At 66.1% G+C, this 11,899-nt stretch carries 14 protein-coding genes; 7 read left to right on the top strand and 7 right to left on the bottom strand.

Annotated features, from left to right (window positions below):
* Window positions 1-57: 57 nt before the first annotated feature.
* The 5 genes from Q0799_RS10995 to Q0799_RS10975 are packed head-to-tail and all read right to left on the bottom strand — an operon-like array spanning window position 58 to window position 3,582.
* Window positions 58-1,314, bottom strand: a complete 1,257-nt coding sequence (locus Q0799_RS10995; protein WP_298398270.1) for an anion transporter — start codon at window positions 1,312-1,314, stop codon at window positions 58-60.
* Window positions 1,315-1,318: 4 nt separating this feature from the next.
* The gene (locus Q0799_RS10990; RefSeq protein ID WP_298398268.1) at window positions 1,319-1,567 is read right to left on the bottom strand and encodes a DUF2442 domain-containing protein; all 249 of its coding nucleotides are present in this window, start codon (window positions 1,565-1,567) and stop codon (window positions 1,319-1,321) included.
* Window positions 1,539-1,778 carry a DUF4160 domain-containing protein gene (locus Q0799_RS10985; RefSeq protein ID WP_298398266.1) on the bottom strand — a complete coding sequence of 80 codons (240 nt, stop codon included), beginning with the start codon at window positions 1,776-1,778 and terminating at the stop codon, window positions 1,539-1,541. The genes Q0799_RS10990 and Q0799_RS10985 overlap by 29 nt, the downstream gene beginning before the upstream one ends.
* A gap of 56 nt (window positions 1,779-1,834) precedes the next feature.
* Window positions 1,835-3,055, bottom strand: coding sequence for a DUF1343 domain-containing protein (locus Q0799_RS10980; protein WP_298398264.1), 1,221 nt, complete (start codon window positions 3,053-3,055; stop codon window positions 1,835-1,837).
* On the bottom strand, window positions 3,052-3,582 hold the full coding sequence (locus Q0799_RS10975) for a DOMON-like domain-containing protein (RefSeq protein ID WP_298398263.1): 531 nt from the start codon (window positions 3,580-3,582) through the stop codon (window positions 3,052-3,054). The genes Q0799_RS10980 and Q0799_RS10975 overlap by 4 nt, the downstream gene beginning before the upstream one ends.
* Window positions 3,583-3,702: 120 nt before the next feature.
* On the opposite strand from Q0799_RS10975, the gene Q0799_RS10970 reads away from it, so the two are divergent.
* Genes Q0799_RS10970 through Q0799_RS10950 form a run of 5 tightly spaced genes read left to right on the top strand, consistent with a single transcriptional unit; the run spans window position 3,703 to window position 7,411 of the window.
* Window positions 3,703-5,067: a TrpB-like pyridoxal phosphate-dependent enzyme gene (locus Q0799_RS10970; protein WP_298398261.1), complete on the top strand. Its 1,365-nt coding sequence runs from the start codon at window positions 3,703-3,705 to the stop codon at window positions 5,065-5,067.
* Window positions 5,068-5,071: 4 nt separating this feature from the next.
* Entirely contained in the window at window positions 5,072-5,755 is a 684-nt protein-coding gene (locus Q0799_RS10965; protein WP_298398259.1) for an SPOR domain-containing protein, read from the top strand.
* Window positions 5,752-6,375: a dephospho-CoA kinase gene (coaE, locus tag Q0799_RS10960; RefSeq protein WP_298398257.1), complete on the top strand. Its 624-nt coding sequence runs from the start codon at window positions 5,752-5,754 to the stop codon at window positions 6,373-6,375. Before Q0799_RS10965 ends, coaE begins: the two co-directional genes overlap by 4 nt.
* 60 nt (window positions 6,376-6,435) lie before the next feature.
* Window positions 6,436-7,194, top strand: coding sequence for a cell division protein ZapD (zapD, locus tag Q0799_RS10955; RefSeq protein ID WP_298398256.1), 759 nt, complete (start codon window positions 6,436-6,438; stop codon window positions 7,192-7,194).
* Window positions 7,195-7,204: 10 nt separating this feature from the next.
* Complete coding sequence (locus Q0799_RS10950) at window positions 7,205-7,411, top strand: DNA gyrase inhibitor YacG (RefSeq protein WP_028994847.1); 207 nt, start codon at window positions 7,205-7,207, stop codon at window positions 7,409-7,411.
* A gap of 1 nt (window position 7,412) precedes the next feature.
* Here the strand turns inward: Q0799_RS10950 and Q0799_RS10945 are convergent, their stop codons facing one another.
* Together Q0799_RS10945 and Q0799_RS10940 are read right to left on the bottom strand one after the other, a co-directional pair.
* Entirely contained in the window at window positions 7,413-8,360 is a 948-nt protein-coding gene (locus tag Q0799_RS10945; protein WP_298398253.1) for a Nudix family hydrolase, read from the bottom strand.
* Window positions 8,357-9,229 carry an ATP-binding protein gene (locus Q0799_RS10940; protein ID WP_298398251.1) on the bottom strand — a complete coding sequence of 291 codons (873 nt, stop codon included), beginning with the start codon at window positions 9,227-9,229 and terminating at the stop codon, window positions 8,357-8,359. Before Q0799_RS10940 ends, Q0799_RS10945 begins: the two co-directional genes overlap by 4 nt.
* A 47-nt stretch (window positions 9,230-9,276) precedes the next feature.
* Here Q0799_RS10940 and Q0799_RS10935 point away from each other — a divergent pair, with 47 nt between their 5' ends.
* Window positions 9,277-10,500 (top strand): murein transglycosylase A, encoded by a 1,224-nt coding sequence (locus Q0799_RS10935; RefSeq protein ID WP_298398249.1) that lies wholly within the window; start codon window positions 9,277-9,279, stop codon window positions 10,498-10,500.
* A gap of 156 nt (window positions 10,501-10,656) precedes the next feature.
* Window positions 10,657-11,859 (top strand): ammonium transporter, encoded by a 1,203-nt coding sequence (locus Q0799_RS10930; protein WP_298398246.1) that lies wholly within the window; start codon window positions 10,657-10,659, stop codon window positions 11,857-11,859.
* Window positions 11,860-11,899 lie beyond the last annotated feature (40 nt).

The following is an 11,899-nucleotide window of genomic DNA, read 5'->3' as shown; positions in this document are numbered from 1 at the left end:
ACGGGGATGATTCTGCAATATTTGCCGGGGATAGGCCAGCATCATGCGGAACGGCGTCTACAGGCTCAGCCAGCCCCAGGTAATCGCCAGCGTCAGCAGGGTGACCGGGACGCCGATGCGGGCGTGCTGGCGCCAGTCGATGGCGATGCCCTGTTTACGGGCGAGGTCGACGACGATGAGGTTGGCGATCGAGCCGACCAGCAGCAGGTTGCCGGCCAGGGTGCTGACCAGGGCCAGGGTGAGGCCGGCGTCCGGGGTTTTAAGGTGCGGTAGCAGGAGCATCACCGCCGGGACGTTGGAGACCAGGTTGGACAGGCCGACGCCGATGGCGAACAGCGGGCCGGTGTCGCCGAGGTGGATGCCGTGGCCGCCCAGCCAGGCAACTGCGGCGGCGGCCAGGCCGGTGGTTTCGAAGGCGTGGTTGACGACGAACAGGCCGACGAAGAGGACCAGCAGTTCCCAGTCGACAAAGCCCATCACGTGCGAGGAATGGAAGCGGCGCGAGAGCAGCAGCAGGCCGGCGCCGACCAGGGCAGCGACTTCGCGCGGCCAGTCGGTGAACAGGAAGATGAACAGCAGGCAGCCGGCGACGGTCAGACCCTTGGCCGTTTGCAGGCGGTCGAAAGCGGGCAGGGTCTCGTCGGCCGGGGCGGCGGTGGGCGCCTCGGTGGCGCGGCGCGGGGCGAAGACCAGCCAGGCCCACAGCGCGAGCAGGCCGAGGACGACCGGCGGCAGCGCCTTGATCAGGTAGTCGGCGAAATGCAGTTGCAGCACCGAGCCGATCAGCATGTTCTGCGGATTGCCGATCAGCGTTGCCGCCGAGCCGATGTTGGCGGCGCAGGCCAGGCCGACCAGGAAAGGCACCGGGTCGAGCCGGCGTTCGATGCACAGGCGGGCGACCACCGGCGTCATCGCCAGGCAGACGATGTCGTTGGAAAACACCGCCGACAGCGCGCCGGCAACGAAGATCAGGGCGCCGAGCAGCCAGGGTTCGGCGAGCGGCAGCGCGGCGACGCGGCGGGTGACTTCGGTGTAGAAACCGCCCAGGCGCATCTGCGCCGAAACGACCATGAAGGCGAACAGCAGCAGGATGGTCGGCAGATGCACGGCGCGCGCCGCTTCCTCGGTGCTCATCGCGCCGATGCCGACGACGGCGATGCCGCCGAGCAGCGCGACGCCGCTGCGGTCGAGCTTCAGTTTGGGCAGGCCGCCGAGGAACATGCCGAGGTAGACGACGGCAAAGACGGCGACGATGGCCGTCTGCAGCGGATGCGTCTCGATGGCGTGCAGCGGGGCGGCGAGTTCGGGGGTCAAAAGCCTATTTCGCGATTAGCGGAAAAGCTTCCGGGTGGCGAATCGAGGCCACAGCGAGGTCAATGTCCAGTGCCGGCCAATAGAGGTGCTCGGGCGTCGGCGCTTCGACCTGTGATATCTGCTCGACGGAGGCCTGGCGAAACCAGGGGAATTGCTCGAAGGGAAGCATGAGCTCTTCGTCCCCCAACAGCAGCCACAGACCGTGCCGCGAGATGTGGGTGACTTCAGGCGCCGAAATGACTGTGCCAGGCATGCTGGATCTCCTCTAGACGGGTTTCGATGAGGGCTTGCGCTTCGCGAATCTGCATCGAGCTAAGGCCCATGGATGTTGCCAGATGGACCGTCGGCGTCAGCCAGAACTTTGCCTCGCCATCGGGATGGGCGACATGAACGTGGATACGGGGTTCTTCGCGGGAAAAAAAGAAAAACCGGAATTGCCCCGAGCGGAAAACGGTAGGTGCCATGCGCAGAATTTAACTCATCTACGGGCTGATTGCTTTTAGTGCAGCAATCACGATGGTCAACGATAAAGCAGGAAAGCCTCGCGCTCGGCCAGCCAGGCGTTTTCGTCGGCCAGTACGGCGGCGTCCAGGTCGGCCGGGGTTGCGGCCGGATCGTCCACCCATTCGCGCAGCAGCGGCGAGCCGTTGATCAGGTCGATGGCCAGACGCTCGAATTCGTATTCGTAGCCGAAATCGCGCCAGATCGGGTAGTCCGGGTAAAGGCGGCGGATCGCCTTGAAGGCCAGCGCCTGCAGGCGCCAGGGCTTGAACGCGGCGTGGTCGTAATACGGGCCTTCGGTGTGGATTTGCAGCGCCTGGCAGAGCTGGCCGTGGAATTTGTGGAAGGTCGGTTCGAACCAGCAGGCGCGCAGCTTGCAGCCGTCGAGCCAGTCGGGCGCGAGCGCTCGCATCTCGGCCAGCACCGCCGCCGCGTCGATGTCCGGGGCGCCGAACAGGAACTCGAGCGGTCGGGTCGTGCCGCGGCCTTCGCTCAGCGTCGTGCCTTCGAGCATCACCGTGCCGGCGTAGGCGCGGGCCATCGAGAGGTTGGGCGCGTTCGGGCTGGGGTTGACCCAGGTCCGCTCGCCGAGCGGCCAGCCGTAACCGGGCGCCGCCTCGGGCTGCCAGCCGTGCATTTCGATGACGTGGTAATCGACATCGAGTTTGAGTTGGGCGATGAACCAGTGACCGAGTTCGCCCATGGTCAGGCCGTGGCGCATCGGCATCGGTCCGGCGCCGACGAAGCTCTCCCAGCCGGCGCGCAGGGTGAAGCCCTCGACCGGGCGGCCGGCCGGGTTGGGGCGGTCGAGTACCCAGACGCTCTTGCCGTGTGCGGCGGCGGCTTCGAGCACGTAGCGCAGCGTGGTGATGAAGGTGTAGATGCGGCAGCCGAGGTCCTGCAGGTCGACCAGCAGCACATCGAAGGTGTCCATCATCGCCTCGGTCGGCCGGCGCACTTCGCCGTACAGGCTGAAGATTGGAATGCCGTGCTGCGGATCGACGAAGTCCGGCGACTCGACCATGTTGTCCTGCTTGTTGCCCTTGATCCCGTGTTGCGGGCCGAAAGCGGCGGTGATCTTGAGGTCGGGCAGGGCGGCGAGCGCGTCGAGGCTGTGCGTCAGGTCGGCGGTGACCGAGGCCGGGTGGGCGAGCAGGGCGAGGCGGCGGCCGGCGAGCGGGCGGCGCAGTTCGCGGTCGGTGATCAGGCGGTCGATGCCGAACAGGAGTTTTTGCGTCATGGCAGGGGCAGCGTGAAGCTGGCGGCAAGGTGGAAATCGGGGCGTTCACCGGCGTGGGCGAGCGCCCAGTAGCTTTTGTCGCCGGCCAGGGTTTCGGCGACGACGGTCAGGCCGAGGCGGGCGGCGCCGACGGGCAGCAGGGTCGCCGGCAGTTCGGCGCACAGCCACAGGTCGTCGCCGTCGCGCCGGCAGGCGATGCGCGGGGGCGTGTCGATTGGCGGCAAGGCCGAGGCCTGGCGGTAATCGGCAAAGTCGTAGATGGCCCAGCAATTGGAGGGCGAGAAATTGAATTCGCGGTAAGTGCTGCCGCCTGCCGGGGCGATGAAGGCTTCGCAACAGGTGTGGCGCCACAGTTCGTCGGTCCGTGCGGGTGTTGTGGTCGCCGGCAGCAGCAGGTTCACGAAGGCCCGTGTCAGCCGGTAATCGAGGCGCAAGCCGCCATCGTCGGTGCGCCGGATGGCGACCGCGACGGCAAGGCCGTCGGGCGGGGTGCCGTCGGGGTGGCAGCGCAGGGATTCGAGGTTCATGGACAGCGAAATTGCAGGGCGAAAACAGGCGCTACTTTAATCCTTGTGCCCTTGGTCCGGGCGGGGTTTTGGAGTAATTTAGCGCCTTTGCGGCACAGACCGCAGGGAGAGAGAAAAAACATGACACCGTTGCGCATCAACCTAGAACAAGAAGAAATCCCCACCCACTGGTACAACGTCGTCGCCGACATGCCCAACCCGCCAGCGCCGCCGCTCGGGCCGGACGGCAACCCGGTGCCGCCGGAGGCGATGGGAGCGATCTTCCCCGACCCCATCCTCGAACAGGAAATGAGCGCCGAGCGCTGGATTCCGATTCCCGAGGAAGTTCGCCAGATTTATGCGCAATGGCGCCCGGCGCCGCTGTGCCGCGCGCTGCGTCTGGAGCAGATGCTGGGCACGCCGGCCAAAATTTTCTTCAAGTATGAAGGCGTGTCGCCGGCCGGTTCGCACAAGCCCAATTCCGCCGTGCCGCAGGCCTTCTACAACAAGCTCGCCGGCACCAAGAAGCTGACCACCGAAACCGGCGCCGGCCAGTGGGGTTCGTCGATTTCCTATGCCGGTCAGATGTTCGGCCTGCCGGTGCGCGTGTTCATGGTCAACGTCAGCTACCAGCAGAAGCCGTTCCGCCGCTCGATGATGCAGACCTGGGGCGCCGAGGTCTTCGCTTCGCCGACCAACCTGACCAATGCCGGCCGCGCCGCGCTGGCCGCCGACCCGGACTGCCAGGGCTCGCTCGGCCTGGCGATCTCGGAAGCCGTCGAGGAAGCCGCCGCCGACCCGAACACCTGCTACACGCTGGGTTCGGTGCTCAACCACGTGCTCCTGCACCAGACCGTGATCGGTCTCGAAGCCAAGAAGCAGTTCGACAAGATCGGCCTCTACCCGGACGTGATCTTCGGGCCCTGTGGCGGCGGTTCCAGCTTCGGCGGCATCGCCTTCCCCTTCCTCGCCGACAAGGCGGCCGGCGACAAGCGGGCGGCCAACCTGCGCTGCGTCGCGGTCGAGCCGACTTCCTGCCCGACGCTGACCAAGGGCGCCTACACCTACGATTACGGCGATGCTTCCGGCTACACGCCGATCATGAAGATGTACACGCTTGGCCACGACTTCATGCCGCCCGGCATCCACGCCGGCGGCCTGCGTTACCACGGTGCTTCGCCGCTGCTTTCGCAGCTGTTCCATGAAAAACTGCTCGACGCCATCGCCGTGCCGCAGGTCGGCACCTTCGAGGCCGGCGTCCAGTTCGCCCGCGCCGAAGGCATCATCCCGGCGCCGGAATCCTGCCACGCGATTCGCGCGACCATCGACGAGGCGCTGCGCTGCAAGGCCACCGGCGAAGCCAAGACGCTACTGTTCTGCCTGACCGGTCACGGCCACTTCGACATGGCGTCGTACGACAAGTATTTCTCCGGCAAGCTGGAAGACTACGAGTATCCGGCCGAAGCCATCGTCGAATCGCTGAAGCACCTGCCCAAGGTCGGCTGAAATCGTGAAAATCCTCGTCTTCCTCCTTGTTCTCGCCAACCTGTTGTTCTACGCGTTTTCGACGGGGTTGATCGATACGGGCGGGAGCAGCGAGAGCAACCGGGTCGGGCTGCAGTTGCATCCCGAGCGGATCCGCATCGTCGCCAGCGGCGAGCCGCCGGCGCCTGCTGCACCTCAGGCGGCGCCGGTCGAGCCGGTGCCGGTCGAAGTTGCCACGACCGAGGTGGTGGCGCCGATCTGCCTGCGCTGGGCTTCGCTGGCCAAGGTTGAGGCGGAGCGCGTCGGGCGGGTTGTCGGTGGCGGCTTTGCCGACTTCACGCTGGCGCAGGCTGCGGTTGCCGGCGAAGGCAGCGGCTGGTGGGTGCATATGCCGCCGCTGGCCAATCGTGCTGCCGCCGAGAAGAAGGCGCAGGAATTGAAGGCGCTGGGCGTCAGCGAGTATTTCATTGTCCAGGAAGGGGCGTCGCGCAACGCCATTTCGCTCGGCATCTTCAGTACCGAGAAGGGGGCGCAGGAACATCTGGCCAAATTGAAGGCACAGGGCGTGCGGTCGGCGCGGGTGGGCGCGCGGCCGGACAAGGAGGGCAACCTGCAGGTCGAACTGCGCGGCCCGGCCGGGCGCAAGGATGCGTTGCTGGCGGCGCTGGCCGAAGCCTTGCCCAAGAATCCGCCGAAAGACTGCGAGTGAGTCATTACGTCGTCGGTCTGACGGGCGGGATCGGCAGCGGCAAGACGACGGTGGCCGACCGCTTTGTCGAGGCGGGGGCGGCGCTGGTCGATACCGATGCCATCGCCCATGAACTGACGGCTGCCGATGGCGCGGCCATGCCGCTGCTGCGGCAGGCTTTCGGCGACGCTATCGCCACTCCGGACGGGGCGCTGGATCGGGCGGCGATGCGCCGTCTGGTCTTTGCCGACGCCTCGGCGCGCACGCGCCTCGAATCCATCCTCCATCCGCTGATCCGCGAGCTGTCGGATCAGCGTTGCCGCGCCGCGACGGCGCCCTACGTGATCCTGGCGGTGCCGCTGCTGGTCGAGTCGGGGCAGTACCGCGAACGCTGCGACCGCATCGCCGTCGTCGATTGTCCGGAAAGCCTGCAGATCGAACGCGTCATGGCGCGCAACGGGCTGTCGCGGGCCGAGGTCGAAGCCATTCTGGCGGCCCAGGCCAGTCGCCGGCAGCGCCTGGCGATTGCCGACGATGTCATCGACAACGGCGGTGACAAGGCAAATCTCGACGTACAGATCGCTGCCCTGCATCGGAAATATCTCGCCTCTGCCCTGAAAAAACCTAATGCAAACTGTTGAGATTTGCATGCAAATGGCTCAGAATTCAGCACAATTTTCCGATATCCGGAACCGGGCCGAGTGATTACCTACGAATATCCGTTCAACGAGCGCATCCGCACGCTGTTGCGTCTCGAAGACCTCTTCGAGAAGACGGCTTACTTCGCCCGGGCGGACGGTCAGCACGAACACCATGCGGCGCTTGTCGCCCTGTTCGAAATCCTCGAGGCATCGGGGCGTGCCGACCTCAAGATGGACCTGATCCAGGAACTCGAACGGCAGCGGCAGACCCTGCTGGCCTTTCGCAACAACCCCGATATTTCCGAAGAAGCCCTGTCCGGCGCGCTCTACGAGATCGAGCAGTCGTCGGCCGCGCTGCTCGGCATGAACGGCAAGATCGGCCAGTACCTGCGCGACAACGACTGGCTGATGAGCATCAAGAGCCGCGCCGCCATTCCCGGCGGCGTCTGCGAATTCGACCTGCCCTCGTATCACTGGTGGCTGCACCGCGACCCGCAAACCCGGCGGGCGGCGCTGGAAGGCTGGAGCAAGCCGATGTTCGCGCTGCGCGACGCCTCGGCCATCGTCCTGCGTCTGTTGCGTTCGAGCGGCCGACCCAAGCGCCATGTCGCCGTGCATGGGCAATTCCAGCTCAATCTCGGCGGGACCTCGGCGCAGATGGTGCGCGTCGAAGTCGATCCCGAGGAGGCCGCCGTCCCCGAAGTCAGCGCCAACAAGTACTTCCTCAACATCCGCTTCACCAAGCCGCCGCTCAACGAGCTGAAGGCCCGTGGCTGCGACCGCGATGTCGAGTTCGACCTGACCTTCTGCAACCTCTGATTTTCCACCCATGACCAAGCCGCGTATCGTCCGCTGCCCGCAGTGCGGCCAGGATTCCCTGTGGGCGCCCGAGAACAAGTGGCGCCCGTTCTGTTCCGAGCGCTGCAAGCAGATCGATCTGGGCGCCTGGGCCAGCGGCAGCTACACCATTCCCGGCCAGCCGACCGACGAGGAAACCGCCGCGCCCGGCGTCGATTTCCTCGAAAGCAAACGCTGACCTACCAGCCGCGCATCAGCGCAATGCCGTGGGCGCCGTGGTGTATGGCGCTGTCGCGCAGGGTTTCGCGCATGCCGCCCAGGGCGAACACCGGCAGCCGGTTGCCGGCGCGGTAATCGGCGAAGCGGCGCCAGCCGATGCCGGGATGCTCGGGGTGGGTCGGCGTCGCCAGGACCGGGCCGAACAGCGCGTAATCCAGTTCTAGTTCGCCGGCCCGGGCAATTTCCTCTGCCGTGTGGCAGGAAGCGCCGACCCAGGCGAAATCCGGACGTTGTGCGCAGGCGGCCAGCGCTGCCGCCGAAAGGTGCACGCCGTCGGCACCGCAAAGCTTTGCCAGTTCGATATCGTCGTTGATGACCACCGGTGCGCCGTGGCGCCGGGCGAGGTCGACCACGGCAGCGGCGAAAGCCGCCCGCTGCGCGGCCGGCAGGGATTTGTCGCGGACCTGGATCAGCGGCGCCGGGCCGACGCCCAGTCGCCGTTCGAGGCGGGCCAGCCAGGCCTCGGTGCCGCTTTCCTCGGCCATCGAGATGAGCATCGTGTCGGGCAGGGCCAGGGCTTTCAGGATGGGGTCGTTGGCCGGCAGCACGGGCGCCACGGTGGCCGGGCGGCCACGTTCCTGCCAGTCCACGGCACTGTGTTCGAGCGGGGCGGTGATGCCGATTTCGCCGGTCCAGGCGGTGACGCGCCAGAAATTGAGGCGGACCGTCGCATGCGGGTAGGTGAACACGCGGGTCAGCCAGGGGTGGCAGACGGTGACGGTGATCCCCAGTTCTTCGTGCAGTTCGCGCACCAGTGCGTCGCGCACGCTTTCGCCGGCCTCGACCTTGCCGCCGGGAAACTCCCAGTAGCCGGCGTAGACCTTGCCTTCCGGACGCTGGGCGAGCAGGAATTCGCGACCGTCGGCGCGCAGCATCACGGCGGCCGCGACTTCGACGATGGCGCTCATGCCGGCTGGCGCCCGGCCAGGTCGCGGGCGAATTGCCAGGCGACGCGGCCCGAGCGCGACCCGCGTGACAGTGCCCAGTTCAGCGCTTCGCGTTCGCTGGCGGCGATCACTGCGTCGCTAATGCCGAACTGCCGCGCCCAATGCGCGAAGACGGCCAGGTAATCGTCCTGCGAGAAGGGGTAGAAGGAAATCCACAGGCCGAAGCGTTCGGACAGCGAGACTTTCTCCTCGACCGCCTCGCCGGGGTGGATTTCGTCGCCGACGCGCTGGGTTTCCAGGTTTTCCGACATGTATTCGGGCATCAGGTGGCGGCGGTTGGAGGTGGCGTAGATCAGGACGTTGTCCGGTGGCGCCGCGACCGAGCCGTCGAGTACCGATTTCAGGGCCTTGTAGGCGGTTTCGCCGGCTTCGAACGACAGGTCGTCGCAGAAGATGATGAATTTTTCCGGCCGGCCGTCGACCAGGTCGACGATGTCCGGCAGGTCGATCAGGTCGTGCTTGTCGACCTCGATCAGGCGCAGGCCGTCGGCCGAGAATTCGTTGAGCACGGCCTTGACCAGCGAGGACTTGCCGCAGCCGCGGGCGCCGGTCAGCAGCACGTTGTTGGCGCCCTGGCCGGCGACGAACTGGCGGGTGTTGGCGACGATGCGGGCTTTCTGGTCGTCGACGGTCTCGATGTCGCTGAGGCGGATCGGGTGCGGCTTGCCGACGCCCTGCAACCAGCCGCGGGCGCCGCTCTTGCGCCAGCGGAATGCCACGGCGGCGTGCCAGTCGGGCAGGGGCGGGGCCGGTGGCAGCGTGGCTTCGAGGCGGCCGAGCACATGCTCGGCGCGGGTCAGCAGGCGTTCGAGTTGGGCGGAGTCGATCATGGTGGCAGGTATACTGTGCGGCAAAGCTGCCCACTCTAACCAAAGCCATGTCAAAAAGCCAAGTTGTCCTGTTTGCTCTCGCCCTGCTGCTGGCCGGGTGTTCGACCCTGCCCGGCCTGTCCGCGCCGTCCGGAGAAAAGGCGCCGGCCTGTCCGCCCTGCGCGTCCTGCCCGGCGTGTCCGGCCGTCGAAACGCCGGTGCAGCCGCCGGCCTTCTCGCGCGTGTTCTCGCCGGCGAGCTGGGACGATCTGCCGGGCTGGAAGACCGATCAGCATGCGGCGGCCTGGCCGGCCTTCGTCCAGTCCTGTCGCGGATTGCAGCGGCGCAATACCGGTCAGTTCTGGCGCGAGATCTGCACCGGGATCGATGCGGTCGACGGCAAGTCGGATGCTGCCGTGCGCCAGTTCTTCGAGGCCCGCCTGCAACCTTACGCGGTGTCGACGGCCGACACGTCGGCGGTCAGCGGCATGGTCACCGGCTATTACGAACCGCTGCTGCTGGGCAGCCGCACGCCGGGCAAGCGCTTTGCGTTCCCGGTGCATGGCGTGCCGGAGAACCTGCTGACCATCGAACTGGGCGACCTTTTTCCGGAACTCAAGGGCAAGCGCGTGCGCGGCCGGGTCGAGGGCAACAAGGTCGTGCCCTACTGGACGCGCGGCGACATCCTGGCCAATGACAAATTGCCGGCGAAGACGCTGGCCTGGGTCGATGATCCGATCGAACTGTTCTTCCTGCAGATCCAGGGTTCCGGCCGCATCCGTCTGCCCGATGGCAGCACGATGCGGGTCAATTACGCTGACCAGAACGGTCATCCGTATCGTTCGATCGGCCGCCTGCTCGTCGAGCGCGGCGACCTGAAGCTGGAAGAAGCGTCGATGCAGGGCATCCAGGCCTGGGCGCGGGCCAATCCGGCGCGTCTCGACGAGTTGCTCAACAGCAATCCGAGCTATGTCTTCTTCCGCGAGATGCCGGCCAGCGACGACGGTCCGATCGGCGCCCTCGGCGTACCGCTGACGCCCGAGCGCAGCATCGCCATTGATCCGCGCTCGATTCCGCTGGGAGCGCCGGTCTTCCTGGCGACGACGCGCCCCAATTCGGCGCAGCCGCTGAACCGGCTGGTGATGGCGCAGGACACCGGCGGTGCCATCCGTGGTGCAGTGCGCGCCGATTTCTTCTGGGGCTTCGGCAAGGAGCCGGGCGCCCTGGCCGGCCGCATGAAACAGGACGGCCGGATGTGGGTTCTGCTGCCGCCGGGACATCCGCTCGACTGAGTTGATGCACGATACCGGGGCGTTTGCCCCGCGTCATGCACGCTTGCGGTGCGCGTTTTGTTTTGGTGCATTTTCCAATGCACTGATTTGAAACGGATTTCATGCACTGGAATGGTGCTTGCTTTTCCGGCTCCCAGATTATTTTCTGGGGGTCCCATGGAAACTTTGCACTCTGGCAGCAACGTATTGTTCATTCTTCTGGGCGGCATCATGGTGCTGGCCATGCACGCCGGCTTCGCCTTCCTCGAGGTCGGCACGGTACGCAAGAAGAATCAGGTCAACGCCCTGGTCAAGATCCTGACCGACTTCGGCGTGTCGACGATTGCCTACTTCTTCATCGGCTACGGCATCGCCTACGGTGTTCATTTCTTCAGCGGTGTCGAGACGCTGATGGAGAAGAACGGCTATGAACTGACCAAGTTCTTCTTCCTGCTCACCTTCGCCGCCGCGATTCCGGCCATCATTTCGGGCGGGATCGCCGAGCGCGCGCGCTTCTACCCGCAACTGGCGGCCACCTTCATGCTGGTCGGCTTCGTCTACCCCTTCTTCGAGGGGATCGCCTGGAATGGTGCCTTCGGCATCCAGGACTGGCTGACGGCCACTTTTGGTGCGCCCTTCCACGACTTCGCCGGCTCCGTCGTGGTGCATGCGATGGGCGGCTGGATCGCGCTGCCGGCGGTGCTTCTTCTTGGTGCGCGTTATGGCCGTTACACCAAGGACGGCCGGATGTCGGCGCATCCGCCTTCGTCGATTCCTTTCCTGGCGCTCGGCGCCTGGATCCTGACGGTAGGCTGGTTCGGCTTCAACGTGATGAGCGCGCAGACCATCGAGAACATTTCCGGCCTAGTCGCGATCAACTCGCTGATGGCCATGGTCGGCGGCACGCTGGCGGCGCTGGTGCTCGGCAAGAACGACCCCGGCTTCGTCCACAACGGCCCGCTGGCCGGTCTGGTCGCCATCTGCGCCGGTTCCGATCTGGTGCATCCGATGGGCGCGCTGGTCATCGGCGCCATCGCCGGCGCGATGTTCGTGATCCTGTTCACGCTGACCCAGAACCGCTGGAAGATCGACGACGTCCTCGGCGTCTGGCCGCTGCACGGTCTGTGCGGCGCCTGGGGCGGCATCGCCGTCGGCATCTTCGGCAGCACCGCGCTCGGCGGCGCCGGCGGCGTCGCCTTCATGTCGCAACTGCTGATGACCCTGCTGGCAATCGGCGTCGCCCTGCTCGGCGGTTTTGCCGTCTATGGCGGCCTGAAGCGCGCTTTCGGCCTGCGTCTCGACCAGGAAGAGGAATACCAGGGTGCCGACTTGAGCATCCACCGCATCACGGCGACGCCGGAGCGCGAACCGAGCTGGTAAATCGCCAGGCGGGCGGAAGCCGGAAAAGAAAAAACTTCCG

Origin of the sequence: uncultured Azonexus sp. (assembly GCF_937982035.1) — a bacterium.
Lineage (GTDB): Bacteria > Pseudomonadota > Gammaproteobacteria > Burkholderiales > Rhodocyclaceae > Azonexus.
This window is presented reverse-complemented; position numbering and strand designations above follow the sequence as displayed.